The organism is Allobosea sp. TND4EK4 (genome assembly GCF_900156025.1).
In the GTDB taxonomy this organism is placed as follows: Bacteria; Pseudomonadota; Alphaproteobacteria; order Rhizobiales; family Beijerinckiaceae; genus Allobosea.
The window spans coordinates 49,232-64,291 of sequence record NZ_FTMO01000009.1; the positions used below are offsets into that span (position 1 = coordinate 49,232).

Sequence of the window (15,060 nt, forward strand, 5' to 3'; positions counted from 1 at the left end):
TGTTTAAGGCGCCTTGCGCAAGGTCCGGCCTTGCACCGGCGCATCGACGCCGCGACGTCGAACAGGGCAGTTCCATGCGCATCCTGATGGCCTGCGCCGCGTTTCCGCCGTTCATCGACGGCGGCGGGCCGATCTCGGCGATGATCGTCGCCAAGCTGCTGCTCGACCTCGGCCATGAGGTCACGGTGGTGAATGTCGCCGACGAGGCGCGCGACGAGGTCTATGACGGCGTCCCGGTGCGGCGGCTGTCCTCGCTCAACATCGACTGGAACTACCGCCTGCCGCGGCCAGCCTGGAAGAAGCTCGTCTGGCATGCGCTGGAGAACTTCAACCCCCGGGCCTTCTTCGCGATGCGCCGGCAGATCCGCGAGCTCAAGCCCGATCTGGTGCTGACCGACTCGATCGAGAACATCAACGTCGCGACCTGGGCGGCGGCCAAGAGCCGGGGCGTGCCCGTCGCCCATATCGTGCGCAGCGCCTTCCTGATCTGCTGGAAGGGAAGCATGTGGCGGGAAGGGCGCAATTGCGAGGGCGCCTGCGGTTCCTGCCGGGCCAGCTCCTTCGGCAAGAAGCTGAGCTCCCGCTTCGTCGATGCCGTGATCGGCGAGACCGACTTCATCCTCGAGCGGCATTTTTCCGAGGGCTATTTCCCGTGGGCCTCGCGTCACCGGATTCCCGGTGCCGTCGCCGTGCCGCCCGGCGCGATGCCCCGCCCGGTGCCGCCGGCCGACAGGCCCCTGCGGGTCGGCTATATCGGCGCTCTCGACCAGATCAAGGGCCTGGACACGCTCGCGGGCGCCGCGCATCGCATGGCCGGTCGCGCAGTCGAGTTCATCGTGGCCGGGGCGGGCTCCCACGCTTATGCGAAAACCCTTCCGGAGCGGTTTCCGGCCGGGAATACCCGCTTCCTCGGCTGGACGAGCCCGGACGCGTTCTTCCCGCAGATCGACGTCCTGGTGATCCCGACCTTGTACCGCGAACCCTTCGGGCGGGTCGTTATCGAGGCCTTCGCGCAGGGCGTCCCGGTGATCGGCGCGCGCAATGGCGGCATCCCGGAGACGATCGAGCCCGGCGTCAACGGCCTGCTGTTCGAGCCTGGCGACGAGGCCGGCCTCACCGAGCGGATCGACCAGCTGCTGGCCGAGCGTGGCCGGCTTGCGGATCTGTCGGCCGGGGCGCTGCAGGCGGCGTTCGGCTACGCGCCGGAACGCGTCGCGGCCGCTTTCGACAAGGTGCTGACCGGTCTGGTCGTGCCGAAGGCTGAGCCGCGCGTGCTCCAGGCGAAGGGCTCGCTGCCGTGATCGCGCTGCTTCGCCATCTGCGCCATGTCGAGGGGCGCCGCTTCATCTCCGCCTTCTCGTCGCGGTTCAGCAGCACGCTGCTGAGCTTCCTCGTGCTGCTGACGTCGAGCCACTTCCTGCCGACGCAGGAATACGGGCTCTATGTCTTCCTGTTCTCCGTGGGCAGCGCGCTCGGCCTCATCGCCGTGCTCGGCCAGCAGATCCTGGTGGTGAAGCATTATCAGCGCAAGCAGGGCGCCGAGCTGCCGCAGAACCAGGCGCTATTGGGGGTCAATGCGGCCTGGCTCGGGCTCGGCAACGCTCTGCTGCTGCTGGGCGCGGCCATCCTCTATGCCGTCTCCGGCTCGCTGCCGGAGACCTATCGGCATTTGTGGCTCGCCTTCGTCTTCGCCGCGGTGTTTTCGCTCAGCGAATATCTGCAGAACTATTTCCGCATCCATGGCGAGATCAACCTCTCCTTGCTGCCGCGCGAGATCGTCTGGCGCGGCGGCTCCATCCTGGCGATCGGGGCGGCGGGGCTCGGCGGCATCCTCGGCGGGGGGCAGGGCGTCATGCTGCTCCTGACGGCGCTGCTCTTCGCCACGACCTTCTACCAATGCGCCGCCTTCCTGCGGCGGGAGGGAACGGCCTGGCTGCGGGCGAGAGCCGGCGCTCCGGCAGCGATGCGGGCCGAATGGCACAAGGAGAGCGGCTACTTCATCGCCAACGGCGTCTTCATCTCGGCCTCGGCCTATTTCGAGACGATCCTGATCGGGGTGCTGCTCGGCCTGGACAAGGCCGGGTTCTATTTCGTGGCGCTGCGCATCGCGATGCTGCTGACGCTGCCGGTGGCGGCGATCGACACCGTCGGCATCCCGATGATCGCGGCGCGGGTCCAGAACAACGACATGCCCGGCGTGCAGAAGCTCGTCGCGCAGCTCTCCTTCGGCAGCTTCGTGATCTCGCTGGCCGGCGGCGTCTGCCTCGCTGTGCTGGCGCCGTTCGTCCTCACCCTCTTCAATCCCGAATTCGTGCGGCACGAAGACGTCCTCACCGCGCTCTGCGTACTCGCGGTCGTGCAGGCCTTCTTCGGGCCGGGGTCCTGGCTGCTGATGATCGGCGGCGGCGAGCGCTACTTCCTTGGCGCGCGGGCGATCCTGTTCGTCTTCTATATCGGGCTGCTCTGGTGGCTCGGCAGCATCGGCGGCCTGATGGGCATCGCCATCGCCAGCGTCATCTTCACGGTCGCCCTCAATCTCGTGGCCTGGCACTGGGTCAAGTCGCGCTGGGGCGTCGACAACATGGCCAGTGCGTTCATCCGGCCCTTCCTGTTCGGCGGGCGGCCGACCGAGAAACCTTTCGAACGGCCCGAAGCGGCCCATGGAGCGGGACAATGAGCGCTTCGGCAGTGCGTGCTGCAACACAGATCATTCCGTTGCGGCCGGCCGGGGCGGAGCACGAGCCCTCGCGCTTCGGCGAGCCCGTCGTCATTCGCAACAGCCTCGGCCTGCTCTATCCGGGCGATGCCGGGATCGCGGTGCTGATGCTGGGCGCCGTCGGCTACGAGGAGATGTGCCTGCGCACCACCTGGCAGGCGCTGGCCGAGGGGCTTTCGCAAGCCGGCATCGCCAGCCTGCGCTTCGACTGGCCGGGCCAGGGCGACGCGCCGGAGGCGGACGATGTCGAGGGCCTGGCCGACTGGTTCGAGACCGTCCGCACGGCGGCAGAACGGCTCAGGCGCGCCAGCGGCTCCTCGCGGCTGGTGCTGGTCGGGCAAGGCCTCGGCGGCATGCTGGCGCTGCATGCGGCTCAGGCGGTGCAGCCGCTGGCCGGGACCGTGCTGATGGCGCCGGTCGCGAACGGCAAGCGCTATCAGCGCGAGCTTTCCGTCTGGACGCGCATGGTCTGCGACCGGATCGGCATCGGCGTCGATCCCGATGACGACACCGCCTGCGCGGTCGCCGGCATCCGCATCGCCCCCGGGCGCCTGCATGCCATCGCCGGCCTGAAGGCGGATGCGGTGGAAGCGGCGCCCTCCGAGGAGGTGCTGCTGGTCGCGCGACCGGGGCATGCGGCTGACGACGCGGTGGAAGCGGTGCTGACCGGGCTGGGCTGCAGCGTCACCCGGCAGCCCTATGAGGGCTATGAGGTTCTGACGACCGATCCGACGGCGGCGCGACCGCCGCGCGAGACACTCGCGGCGATCGTGCGATGGGTGCTGGAGCGCGCCTCGGCATCCATCCCGCCGCAGGGCGAGCGCGTGGTCCCTCTCCCCCGGCCGCAGGGCGACGACGAGGTGCTGAAGGGCGAGGGCTTCGTCGAGCGGCCCTTCCGCTTCGGGCCGGACGGACGCCTGCTCGGCATCCTCTGCGAGCCGGCCGGCGCGGCGGCCGAAGGCGACCCCGTGCTCTTCGTCAATGCGGGGCGCGACTACCATATCGGCTGGGCGCGGGTGACCCTGAACCAGGCACGCGCCTTCGCCAGGCGCGGCGTCGCCTCGCTGCGCTTCGACTGCAGCGGCATCGGCGACAGCCCGGCGGCGAGCGACGGCCCGGAGGAAATCCTCTATTCGCAGGCGCAGATCGACGATGTCAGCCTCGCGATCGATGCGCTGGCGGCGCGCGGTTTCGCCCCTCCGGTTCTGGTCGGCCGATGCAGCGGGGCCTATGCCGCCTTCAATGCCGCGGTCGCGGATGCCCGGGTGCGCCGCCTCGTCATGGTCAACAACGAGCGCTTCGTCTGGGACCCGGACGAGAGCGTCGAGGACGCGATTCGCTACGCGCATCGCAGCGTGGGCGATTTCGGCGCGACCTTGCGGCGCAAGGGCGGGTTGCGGCGACTCTTCACCGGTCAGCTCAGGGTCGGGCCGGCGGCGCGCTACATCCTCTTCCGCTGGCACAAGCAGGTCTCGGTCGCGCTCGCGCCTGTCCTGGGCCGGCTGACGAAGCATGGGCGGCTGCACCGGGAAGTCCATCGCCGCATGGGCGTGCTCGCGGGGCGCAAGGTCGAGGTCTCGCTGGTCTATGCCGAGGGCGATGTCGGCATGGCCGAGTACCGCACCTATTTCGGAGCGAGGGGCGAGCGGCTTTCGGGCTATCGCGAGGCCTCGCTGACCATGATTGCCGATGCCGACCACAACTTCACCCACCGCGCGGCGGCCGACCGGCTGCTGGCCGTGCTGACCCGGCTGGTGGCGCCGTGAGGCGCCTCGTCCTCGCACTGGTCGCGGCGTTGCTCGCCGCGCCGCCGGCGCAGGCCGAGATGTGCCTGCGCGGGGTCAATCTTTCCGGCGCCGAGTTCGGCGACGTGCCCGGCAAGCCGGACAAGGACTACACCTATCCCGCCGAGGCGGCCTTCAAGCGGCTCGCGGCGCTCGGCGCGGGCTCCGTGCGGCTGCCCTTCCGCTGGGAGCGGCTCCAGCCGGCGCTGGGGGAAGGGCTCGACATCATGGAACTCGCCCGCCTCGACCAGGCGGTGCGCCAGGCCACCGATGCCGGGCTGGTCCCGATCCTCGACCTGCATAATTTCGGCTATTACGACAAGCGCCGCCTCGGCTCGAAGGAGATGCCGGCCGAGCGGCTCGGCGATGTCTGGCGGCGTCTGGCGTCGCACTACAAGGACCGGCCGAAGCTCGTCTTCTCGATCATGAACGAGCCCTACGACATCCACAGCGCCGAATGGGCCAGGATCCAGAACGTCGCCGTCGCGGCGATCCGCCAGGCAGGGGCCGGCCAGCTCATCCTCGTCACCGGGACCGCCTATGGCGGCGCCCATAGCTGGACCAGCGACCTGCCCGTCGGCAACAACGGCCGCGACCTCCTCGATGTGAAGGACCCGCTGGACCGCTACGCCTACGACTTCCATCAATATCTCGATGCCGATTTCTCGGGGCGCGCCGCCGAGTGCTCTGCCGCTCAACGCGCCGTCACGGCGATCGACAGCGTCACGGCCTGGCTAAAGCAGCACGACCGGCGCGGCTTCCTCGGCGAGTTCGCGTCGTCCTCGCAGCAGGATTGCCTCGCGGCGCTGGGCCAGCTCGCGGCGCGGGTGGATGCCCATCCGCGGCAATGGGTGGGCTGGGCCTATTGGGGTGCCGGAGCCTGGTGGCCGCCGGACTATGTCTTCAATATCGAGCCGACCGCCTCGGGAGAGCGGCCGCAGATGAAGGTGCTGATCGACCGCTTCCGGGCGACGAAGGGCAAGGCCGTGTGCGGGCGCGAGGCACGGCCTTGAACGCGACTGGCTTTCCCGTTGCCGCGGAGCTGCCCCAGGGCACGCGCATCGTCCATGTCGTCAGGCAGTTCCTGCCCAATCGCGGCGGGCTGGAGGATGTCGTTTCGAATCTCTGCAAGGCGCAACTGCGTCTTGGCCTGCGGCCCTCCGTCGTCACGCTGAACCGGCTGTTCGTCGAACCTGACCGGCTCCTGCCGGCGCGAGAGGTCATCGACGGCATCCCGGTCACGCGGATTCCTTTCCGGGGCTCGAGCCGCTATCCGCTGGCCCCCTCCGTCTTCGCGCATCTGCGAGACGCCGACATCGTCCATGTCCATGCGATCGACTTCTTCTTCGATGCGCTGGCGCTCGGGCGCCTCGTCCACGGCAAGAAACTGGTCGCGACGACCCATGGCGGCTTCTTCCACTCCGGCGACTATGCCTCCCTGAAGGAGCTCTGGTTCAGGAGCGTGACGCGGCTCTCGGCGCGCGCCTATCGCGGCCTTGCCGCCTGCAGCGCGGCCGACGCGGTGCGATTCCAGGCCATTGCCGGCGAACGGGTGATGCTGATCGAGAACGGCGTCGACATCGCCAAATTCGCCGGGGCGGCCAGCCCGGTACCGCGGCGCCGGCTGGTCAGCATCGGGCGCTTCTCCAAGAACAAGCGGCCGGACCGGCTGATCGCGACGATGCAGGACCTCGCCAGCCGCGACCCGGATTGGCACCTCGACCTCGTCGGCGTCGCCTCGGACTGGACCGGGCCGGCCCTGCGCGCGGCGATCGCCAAGGCCGGGATGGAACGCCATGTGTCCCTGCACCTTGGCCTCGGTGACGATGAGGTGCGGCGTTTGCTCGGGCAGGCCTCGCTGTTCGTCTCGGCCTCGGAATTCGAGGGGTTCGGCCTCGTTCTGATCGAGGCGTTGAGCGCCGGGCTCGTGCCCGTCGTCCAGCCGAACGCTGCCTTTTCGGGGCTGGCCTCGGAGTTGCCGGCCGTCCGCCTCGCCGACTTCAGCCGTCCGGAGGCGGCTGCGGATGCGATCACCGCAGCCTTTGAGGCGCTGCGCGTCGCGGGCGGGCTGGACCCCGATGTGGCCCGGCAGATCAGCCATTACTCCTGGGATGATGTCGCCCGGCGCTATCTGGCGCTCTACACGCGCTGACGGGAGCTTCGGGGGCAAACGCGATCCAATCGCGTCCTCGTGCGTTGGAGAGGCATCGCTCCAGGGAGGTGCCCATGTCTAAACGCGAACTCATCGATACCGGAACCGACAAGCGCTATGTGCGGCGCGACGAGAAGGGCCAGTTCAAGGAATCCGACGATGTCGGCCGCTCTCTGTCCCAGGATGTGCGTCGCAAGGCAAAAACCGAGGTGAAGCCGGGGCAGGGGGATCGCGGCGACAGCAAGCGCTGAGCCGGCCTTGAAGCTCGCGACCTTCAACGTCAACGGCATCAACGGCCGCCTTCCGGTGCTGCTGCGCTGGCTGGGCGAGGCGAAGCCGGACATCGTCTGCCTGCAGGAGCTGAAGGCGTCGCAGGAGAAGTTTCCCGAGCGGGCGATCCGCGACGCCGGCTACGCGGCGATCTGGCATGGCCAGAGGAGCTGGAACGGCGTCGCGATCCTCACGCGCGGCGCCGAGCCGGTCGAGACCCGGCGCAGCCTGCCGGGCGAAGACGATGACAGCCAGAGCCGCTACCTCGAGGCTGCCGTCAGAGGCATCCTCGTCTGCTGCCTCTACATGCCGAACGGCAACCCGGCACCCGGGCCGAAATTCGACTACAAGCTGCGCTGGTTCGGCCATCTGATCCAGCATGCCGCGACGTTGCTCGCGCATGAGGTGCCGGTCGTGCTGGTCGGAGACTTCAACGTCATGCCGGCCGATCTCGACGTCTACAAGCCGGAACGCTGGCGCGATGACGCGCTGTTCCGCCCGGAAGTGCGCGAAGCCTTCGCGGAACTCGTCGCACAAGGCTGGACCGACGCGCTGCGCAAGCTCCACCCGCAGGAGCGAATCTATACCTTCTGGGACTATTTCCGGAATGCCTGGGGCCGGGACGCCGGCCTGCGGATCGACCATCTGCTGTTGAGCCCACAGCTCGCTGAGCGGCTGAAGGCGGCCGGCGTCGACCGGCATGTTCGCGGCTGGGAGAAGGCGAGCGACCATGCTCCGGTCTGGATCGCGTTGAAGGCTCGCTGAGGGCTGAAGGTGCGCTGGCGCACCCTCTTCCCAGCTCCGGCAGTGGCCAGCGTTGATCCAGTCCAGATCAGAGACAAGGAGACCAGCGTATGGACCAGGACCGCCCGCAGAGCCGCAGGCCCGCCAGGGTCTTGATCGCGGTCGCCGCGCTGATCGGTTTCGTGGTCGTCTCGATCTTCGTCGGCTACAACATCTTTCACGCCAAGACGATGCAGCAAGAAAAGGCCCGCAGCCTCGACTGACGGTTTCCCGGCCGCCGCCGCCGAGGAGGGCCGGCCCCGATTGACAACGCCCGCCGCGATATTTCAAACTTAAAATAATAAGGCGGGGATAGAGATATGCGGGCCATCATCGTTGGCGGCGGGATCGGCGGGTTGACGCTGGCACTGATGCTTCATTCGCGCGGCATCGCGGCCACGGTCTACGAACAGGCGAGCGAAATCCGCGAGGTCGGCGTCGGGATCAATACCCTGCCGCACGCCATTCGCGAGCTTGCGGACCTCGGCCTGCTGCCGGCGCTCGACGCGGTCGGCATCCGCACCCGCGAGCTGGTCTACATGAACCGTTTCGGGCAGGCGGTCTGGCGCGAGCCGCGCGGGCTGCACGCCGGCGCGCCGGTGCCGCAATTCTCCATCCACCGCGGCCGGCTGCAAAAGGTGATCCGCGACGCGGTGGCCGAGCGGCTGGGCGAGGATGCCATCCGGACCGGACGACGGCTTCAGGGCTTCATCCAGGACGAGGGCGGCGTGACCGCGCATTTTGCCGATGCGCGCTTCGGCGAGGCCGGCGAGACGGCGCGCGGCGACATCCTGATCGGTGCAGACGGCATCCATTCGGCCGTGCGCGCGTTCTATTTCCCGAATCAGGGGCCGCCGCGCTGGCAGGGCGTGCAGATGTGGCGCGGCGCCTGCGACTGGCCGGTCTTCCTCGACGGCGAGAGCATGATCATCGCGGGCGGCATGGCCGGCAAGCTCGTGCTCTATCCGATCGGCAAGGGCTCGACGCCGGGCACGCGGTTGCTGAACTGGGTCGTCAATATCCGCAACGGCGATCCGGAGCGCCCGCCGCCGAAGGAGGCCTGGTCGAAGCCCGGCCGGCTGGAGGACGTGCTGCCCTTCGCCCGCCGCTTCACGGTGCCGGAGGTCGATGTGCTGGCGCTGATCCGCGCGACATCGACCTTCTGGGAGTACCCGATGTGCGACCGCGACCCGCTGCCGCGCTGGACCCATGGGCGCGTCACGCTGCTGGGAGACGCGGCCCATCCGATGTACCCGGTCGGCTCGAACGGCGCCTCCCAGGCGATCCTCGATGCGCGCTGCCTGGCGGACCAGCTGGTCAGGGCCGAGCATCCGCGCCAGGCACTCGCCGCCTACGAGGCGCAGCGCCTGCCGGCGACGGCGGAGGTGGTGGCGATGAACCGGGTCGGCGGGCCCGAGCGCGTGATCGACGCGGTGGAGGCGCTGGCGCCCAACGGCTTCGACGATGTCGAGCGGGTGATGGGTTACGCCAAGCGCGAGCAGATCGTGAAGTCCTATGCCGGCAAGGCGGGCTTCTCGGCCGAGAAGCTGGCGGCGCGATAAGATCGAGCCGCCCTCCTGCTCAGGATTCGGTGAGCAGCCTGACGCGTTCCTGCAGCCGGGCCTTGGCGGCCTCGCTCGCCTTCAGCCGTTCCAGAAGCTCGGTCTGCGCGGCGGGGGCGTCATTGTCGAAGGCGACGCCCATCGCGTCTTCGCTGCGCCAGACGATGCGGGCTTTGACCGTCTTGTTCCGGGCCGGAATCTCCAGCTCGAAGGTCGGCGGCAACAGCACGGTGCGCGGGAACTTCAGCAGCGCGCCGGTGTCCGAGGCGTTGCGGATCGTGCAATCGAAGGTGGAGCAGCGATTGTTGAAGGCCACGACGCCGGCCAGAAGGGTGCGCATGCGCGGCGAGCGTCTGCGTTCCGCTTCCATGTCAGGCCCCCCGTCGGTCATTCCGGCTCAGGAACCATCATAGCAGGCCGCGGCGATTTTCGACGCGCAGGCGCCATTCTGCGTTAACGAAGGCTTTCGAAACGGCCCGCTGCGAGCCTGCTCTGCCGCAGGCTCCCAGCGGGCCGCCGAGCGCTCTCAGGCGCCTTCGGGCGGCGGCGGCAGAAAGTCGACCTCGTGCCTGGCCGAGAGCGCGACGACGTCGGCCGGCTTCTGCTCCGCCATGGAGTGGATGCCCCAGAACAGGTCGTAGAGCCGGCCGGTTGGCGCGACCCAGAACAGGCATTTCACCGGAGCATCGCTCTTGTTGAACAGGCCGTGCGGGACGTTGCGGGGCAGGCGCACGAGGTCGCCGGCCGTGGCGAAGCTCTCCTGTCCGTCGAGCACCACGTCGAGGCGCCCCTCCAGCATGTAGACGAACTCGTCCTGCGTCGGATGGATATGCGGCGGCACGAAGGTGCCGGGCGGAAAGGTGGCGTGCCAGGAGAACGAGTCCTCGCAGAGCGTCTTCGGCACATAGGTCTGGCCGAGGATGTTCCAGGATATTCCGTCGAGGCCTTCATTGGCGCGGGTCACGCCTGCGGTCAGCGGCTTCATGATCTCTCTCCTCGTCATCACGGTGTTTCAGAAATGCAGGAAGCGGTCCTTGACGGCGCTGTCGCTGCGCAGCTCGGCGCTGGTGCCGCGCCAGACGACGCGGCCCTTTTCCAGCACGACATGGCGGTCGGCGATGCGGACGAGCGCATCGACGTTCTTGTCGATGACCAGGATTGATTCGCCTTCCGCCTTGAGCGCGCTCAGGCACGTCCAGATTTCCTCGCGGATCAGGGGCGCGAGCCCCTCGGTCGCCTCGTCGAGGATGGTCAGCTTGGGATTGGTCATCAGGGCGCGGCCGATCGCCAGCATCTGCTGCTCGCCGCCGGACAACTGGTTGCCGCGATTCTCGCGCCGCTCCTTCAGCCGCGGGAAAAAGGCATAGATGCGCTCCAGGTCCCAGCGCTTGCGGCCGGACCGGTCGGCCGCGGTCGCGATCAGGTTCTCCTCGACCGAGAGGGTCGGGAAGATCTGCCGGCCTTCCGGCACCAGCCCGATGCCGGCCTGCGCGATGCGAAAAGGGGCGGCGCCGGTGAGGTCCCGCCCGCCGAAGGACACGCGGCCGGCACGCGCCGGCAGGAGGCCCATGATGGCGCGGATCGTCGTCGTCTTGCCCATGCCGTTGCGGCCGAGCAGCGTCACCACCTCGCCTTCGCCGACCGCAAGGTCGACGCCGAACAGGATCTGCGCCTCGCCATAGCCGGCGTCGAGGGCTTCGACGTTGAGCATCGTCAGACCTCCTCGCCGAGATAGGCCTGCCGCACCGCCGGGTCGGCCCGCACGGCGGCTGGCTCGCCGGAGGCGATCACCCCGCCATAGACGAGCACGGTGACGCGATCGGCGAGGGCGAAGACGGCGCTCATGTCATGCTCCACCAGCAGCATGGCGAAGCGGCCCTTCAGGCCCTTCAGCAGCGCGATCAGCCGCTCGCCTTCCTCGTGGCCGACGCCGGCGAGCGGCTCGTCGAGGAGAATGAGCTTGGGCTCCAGCGTCAGCGCCATGGCGATCTCGAGCGCGCGCTTCTCGCCATGGGAGAGGCTGCCGGCCGGCGCATGGGCGCGGGCGGCCAGCCCCACCGATTCCAGAGCCTCCCAGGCGGGCGCGTTCAGCGCCGCGTCATGCGCGGCGTCCCGGAAGGGCGAGAGCGGGTGCGCGCTGCGCGCCTGCACGCCGAGCGCGACATTCTCGAGAGCCGAGAGGGAGGCGACGGTGGAGGTGATCTGAAAGGTGCGGGCCAGCCCGGCGCGGGACCGCTTCTGCGGCGAAAGGCGCGTGATGTCCTCGCCTGCGAACAGGATCGTGCCGGAATCGGGCCGCAGCGTGCCTGAGATCTGGTGGACCAGCGTCGTCTTGCCGGCACCGTTCGGCCCGATCAGGGCGTGAAGCTCGCCCGGCGCGATCGAAAGATCGACGCCATTCGTGACCTTGAGCGCGCCGAAGGATTTGGCGAGGCCCTTCAGGGCGAGGGCGGGCTCAGCCATGGCGCGGCCCCCGCAGCTTGCCCATCATCCCGGCGATGCCGCCACGGGTGAACAGGACGAAGAGCACGATCAGCGGGCCGAAGATCGCCTTCCAGTGCTGGGTCAGACCGGACAGGACATCCTCCGCCACCAGGAAAGCCAGAGCCCCGAGGACGGCGCCATAGAGCGAGCCGACGCCGCCGAGCACGACCATGAAGATCAACTCGCCCGAGCGCTGCCAGGAGATGAAGGCGGGGCTGACGAAATCGGTCTGGTTGGCGAGCAGCAGGCCCGAGACGCCCGCCATCATGCCGCTGACGACATAGGCGCCGAGACGGACATGGTCGACCTCGTAACCCGTGACGGTGACGCGCACGGCGTTTTCGCGCGCCGCGCGCAGCACCCGGCCGAAGCGCGAGGCGACGAGGCGCCGCGCCAGCCAGTAGCAGAGCGCCAATGTGCCGAGCGCGATGTAGTAGAAGCCCGTGCGGTTGGCGAAGATCTCGCGGCCGAAAAGCGTGCTCTTCTCGTAGAGCGTCAGCCCGTCATCGCCGCCATAAGCCGAAAGCGCCTGCGCGAAGTAGTAGGCCATCTGCCCGAAGGCGAGGGTGATCATGATGAAGGCGACGCCGCGCGTGCGCAGCGAGACATAGCCGGTCACGGCGGCGAAAAGCCCGCAGGCGACCAGGACGACGGGCAGGGCGACGAGGATCTCGGTCTGGCCCTCGGTGATGAGGATGCCGGCGCCATAGGCCCCGATGCCGACGAAGGCGGCATGCCCGAAGGAGACCAGCCCGCCGACGCCGAGGATGAGATCGAGCGAGAGCGCGGCAATCGCCAGGATCATGGCCCGCGTCACCAGCGTCAGCCAGGGCGAGGGCAGGCCGAGCGCGGTCGCCAAGGGCAGCAGCGCGAGCAGGCCGAAGATCAGCAGCGGCGCCAGCCGGCGCGCGGGCGATGCCGCCGGCCGCGATGCCGCAGGCGGATTTTGGGTTGCCGTCGGCAGGACCGCGCTCATGAGCGTCCCTTGGCGGGCAGCAGGCCCTCCGGCCGAACGAACAGCACGGCCGCCATCACCAGATAGATCAGCATGGAGGAGAGCGCCGCACCGGTCGCGCGCGCCGAGGCCGCGCCCATGAACAGCCGCAGCAGGTCGTTCATGAAGGACCGGCCGAGCGTGTCGACGAGGCCGACGATCAGCGCCCCGACGAAGGCGCCGCGGATCGAGCCGATGCCGCCCACCACGATGACGACGAAGGCGAGGATCAGCACCGCGTCGCCCATGCCGGGCTCGACGGAGAGGATCGGCGCGGCCATCGCACCGGCGAAACCGGCGAGCATCGTGCCGAAGGCGAAGACGATCATGAAGAGCTTGCGGATGTCGACGCCGAGCGCCGAGACCATCGGCGCGTTGGAGGCACCCGCCCGCAGCAGCATGCCGGTCCGCGTCTTCTCGACGACGAACCAGAGCAGCGCTCCGACGCCGAGGCCCGCCCCGATCAGCGCGAAGCGGTAGACCGGATAGAGCACGCCGCCGAGGAGCTGGACATTGCCCGACAGGAATTCCGGCACCGGCACGGAAAGAGGGGCTGCGCCCCAGACCATCTTCACCGCCTGGTTAAGCAGCAGGATCAGACCGAAGGTCGCCAGCACCTGATCGAGATGGTCGCGTTCATAGAGGTGCCGGAAGACGAGGAATTCTAGGACGAGGCCGAGCAGGAGCGCTGCCGCCAGCGCGAGCGCGAGTCCGAGGAGGAAGGAGCCCGTCAGCCCGACGAAGGTCACCGCGAGATAGGCGCCCAGCATGTACTGCACGCCGTGGGCCAGGTTGATGAAGTCCATCACGCCGAAGACGAGCGTCAGCCCGGCCGCGACCAGAAACAGCAGGATGCCGAACTGGAGCCCGTTGAGGAGCTGGACGAGGAGGAGGCTGGTGGTCATCGCGTGATGTCGATCGTTCTACACCTCCTCCACGTCATCCCGGGCGCAGCGAAGCGGAGACCCGGAATCCATGCCAGAGCGTGAAGCGTTGGCGTTCTGTCATGGATCCTGGATCGGGCGCCGCTGCGCGGCTTGTCCGGGATGACGGCGGCGGATGGGTGTCCGCTGCTTCAGGTCACTTCAACCCGCAATCCTTCGCATGCGGGTCGGCGTAGTCGGTGAAGACCTTCTGGGCGATCTCGGTCTGGAACTTGCCGTCCGCCCGCTTGGCGACCTTGACGAGGTAGAAGTCCTGGATCGGGTAGCCGTTGGTGTTGAACTTGAACTTGCCGCGCAGCGAGGTGAAGTCCGCCTTCTTGATGGCCTCGCGCAGCTTGTCGGCGTTGCCGGCGCCGCCGGCGGCCTTGACGGCGGAGTCGATCAGCATGGCGGCGTCATAAGCCTGCTGGGCGTAGGAGCCTGGCACGATCTTGTAGGCGGCCTCATAGGCCTTCACGAAATCCTTCGTCTGCGGGTTGTCCATGTTGGGGGCCCAGGTCATGCCGCCATAGAGGCCGACCGCGGCGTCCTGCTGGGCCGGCAGGGTCGATTCATCGACCGTGAAGGCGGAGAGGAACGGGATTTTGCCCTGAAGGCCGGCTTGCGACCACTGCTTGACGAAATTGACGCCGAGCCCGCCGGGCAGGAAGGCGAAGACGACGTCCGGCTTCGTCGAGGCGATCTTGGCGAGGTCGGCCGAGAAATCCATCGCGTTCAGCGGCGCATAGACCTCGTCGAGGATCTCGCCCTTGAAGTAGCGCTTGAAGCCGGCGAGCGAGTCCTTACCGGCCTGGTAGTTCGGCGCGATGATGTAGGCGGTCTTGTACTTCTGGTCCTGCGCGTACTTGCCCAGCACCTCGTGGACCTGGTCGTTCTGGTAGGAGGTGACGAAGAAGTTCTTGTTGCAGGCCTTGCCGGCCATGGTGGAGGGGCCGGCATTGGGGCTGATCAGGAAGGCGCCGGAATCGAGCACCGGCTTGGCGATGGCGCCGAGGATGTTCGAGAAGACCGGGCCGACGACGAAGGTGGGCTTCTCCGTCTCGACGAAGCTGCGCACGCGCTCGACCGCGACGTCGGGCTTGAGCTCATCGTCGATCACGGTGATCTTGACCGGCACGCCGCCGAGCTTGCCGCCGTTCTTGTCGACCGCGAGCTGGAAGCCGTCGCGCACCTGCTGCCCCAGCGAGGCGGCCGGGCCGGTCAGCACGCTGACCACGCCGATCTTCATCGGCTCCTGCGCCTGTGCGGAGGCGACCGAAAGCGCCAGCGCGCCGCAGCCAATCGCCAGTGCGAATTTGAAAGTCGTCATCGAGACCCTCCCGGGGTGAACAGGCGACAGGGGCGCGGCCGAGTTCCCTCAAACTTCTGTGG

16 protein-coding genes are annotated in these 15,060 nt (G+C 68.4%); 9 read left to right on the forward strand and 7 right to left on the reverse strand.

All coding sequences use genetic code 11. The features are described from left to right. Window positions 1–74: 74 nt before the first annotated feature. The 9 genes from BW981_RS15160 (at window position 75) to BW981_RS15190 (ending at window position 9,267) form a co-directional block, all read left to right on the forward strand. A complete protein-coding gene (locus tag BW981_RS15160) occupies window positions 75–1,301 on the forward strand; it encodes a glycosyltransferase family 4 protein (RefSeq protein WP_076440660.1) in 1,227 nt (408 codons plus the stop codon). Continuing rightward, window positions 1,298–2,677 carry a lipopolysaccharide biosynthesis protein gene (locus BW981_RS15165; protein ID WP_076440662.1) on the forward strand — a complete coding sequence of 460 codons (1,380 nt, stop codon included), beginning with the start codon at window positions 1,298–1,300 and terminating at the stop codon, window positions 2,675–2,677. Before BW981_RS15160 ends, BW981_RS15165 begins: the two co-directional genes overlap by 4 nt. Further along, window positions 2,674–4,482: an alpha/beta fold hydrolase gene (locus tag BW981_RS15170; RefSeq protein ID WP_083712389.1), complete on the forward strand. Its 1,809-nt coding sequence runs from the start codon at window positions 2,674–2,676 to the stop codon at window positions 4,480–4,482. Before BW981_RS15165 ends, BW981_RS15170 begins: the two co-directional genes overlap by 4 nt. Next, window positions 4,479–5,513 carry a glycoside hydrolase family 5 protein gene (locus BW981_RS23425; protein WP_076440666.1) on the forward strand — a complete coding sequence of 345 codons (1,035 nt, stop codon included), beginning with the start codon at window positions 4,479–4,481 and terminating at the stop codon, window positions 5,511–5,513. The genes BW981_RS15170 and BW981_RS23425 overlap by 4 nt, the downstream gene beginning before the upstream one ends. Next, window positions 5,510–6,652 (forward strand): glycosyltransferase family 4 protein, encoded by a 1,143-nt coding sequence (locus BW981_RS15180; protein ID WP_076440786.1) that lies wholly within the window; start codon window positions 5,510–5,512, stop codon window positions 6,650–6,652. Before BW981_RS23425 ends, BW981_RS15180 begins: the two co-directional genes overlap by 4 nt. 74 nt (window positions 6,653–6,726) lie before the next feature. After that, on the forward strand, window positions 6,727–6,903 hold the full coding sequence (locus BW981_RS23110) for a hypothetical protein (protein WP_175624139.1): 177 nt from the start codon (window positions 6,727–6,729) through the stop codon (window positions 6,901–6,903). Window positions 6,904–6,910: 7 nt separating this feature from the next. After that, window positions 6,911–7,687, forward strand: coding sequence for an exodeoxyribonuclease III (gene xth / locus BW981_RS15185; RefSeq protein WP_076440668.1), 777 nt, complete (start codon window positions 6,911–6,913; stop codon window positions 7,685–7,687). 89 nt (window positions 7,688–7,776) lie between these two features. Then, window positions 7,777–7,929, forward strand: coding sequence for a hypothetical protein (locus BW981_RS23115; RefSeq protein WP_175624140.1), 153 nt, complete (start codon window positions 7,777–7,779; stop codon window positions 7,927–7,929). A gap of 96 nt (window positions 7,930–8,025) precedes the next feature. Next, window positions 8,026–9,267 carry a flavin-dependent oxidoreductase gene (locus tag BW981_RS15190; protein ID WP_076440670.1) on the forward strand — a complete coding sequence of 414 codons (1,242 nt, stop codon included), beginning with the start codon at window positions 8,026–8,028 and terminating at the stop codon, window positions 9,265–9,267. A gap of 19 nt (window positions 9,268–9,286) precedes the next feature. Here BW981_RS15190 and BW981_RS15195 read toward each other — a convergent pair whose 3' ends face one another. From BW981_RS15195 to BW981_RS15225, 7 genes are all read right to left on the reverse strand, one after another. Next, window positions 9,287–9,658, reverse strand: a complete 372-nt coding sequence (locus BW981_RS15195) for a PilZ domain-containing protein (RefSeq protein ID WP_083712390.1) — start codon at window positions 9,656–9,658, stop codon at window positions 9,287–9,289. A 135-nt stretch (window positions 9,659–9,793) separates the two neighbouring features. Continuing rightward, entirely contained in the window at window positions 9,794–10,252 is a 459-nt protein-coding gene (locus BW981_RS15200; protein WP_076440674.1) for a cupin domain-containing protein, read from the reverse strand. A 27-nt stretch (window positions 10,253–10,279) separates the two neighbouring features. After that, the gene (locus BW981_RS15205; RefSeq protein ID WP_076440676.1) at window positions 10,280–10,978 is read right to left on the reverse strand and encodes an ABC transporter ATP-binding protein; all 699 of its coding nucleotides are present in this window, start codon (window positions 10,976–10,978) and stop codon (window positions 10,280–10,282) included. 2 nt (window positions 10,979–10,980) lie between these two features. Then, window positions 10,981–11,730: an ABC transporter ATP-binding protein gene (locus tag BW981_RS15210; RefSeq protein ID WP_076440678.1), complete on the reverse strand. Its 750-nt coding sequence runs from the start codon at window positions 11,728–11,730 to the stop codon at window positions 10,981–10,983. After that, a complete protein-coding gene (locus BW981_RS15215; RefSeq protein WP_076440680.1) occupies window positions 11,723–12,727 on the reverse strand; it encodes a branched-chain amino acid ABC transporter permease in 1,005 nt (334 codons plus the stop codon). The genes BW981_RS15210 and BW981_RS15215 overlap by 8 nt, the downstream gene beginning before the upstream one ends. After that, window positions 12,724–13,650 (reverse strand): branched-chain amino acid ABC transporter permease, encoded by a 927-nt coding sequence (locus BW981_RS15220; protein WP_076440682.1) that lies wholly within the window; start codon window positions 13,648–13,650, stop codon window positions 12,724–12,726. Before BW981_RS15220 ends, BW981_RS15215 begins: the two co-directional genes overlap by 4 nt. 175 nt (window positions 13,651–13,825) lie before the next feature. Beyond that, window positions 13,826–14,998 (reverse strand): ABC transporter substrate-binding protein, encoded by a 1,173-nt coding sequence (locus BW981_RS15225; RefSeq protein ID WP_076440684.1) that lies wholly within the window; start codon window positions 14,996–14,998, stop codon window positions 13,826–13,828. Between the last annotated feature and the right edge of the window lie 62 nt (window positions 14,999–15,060).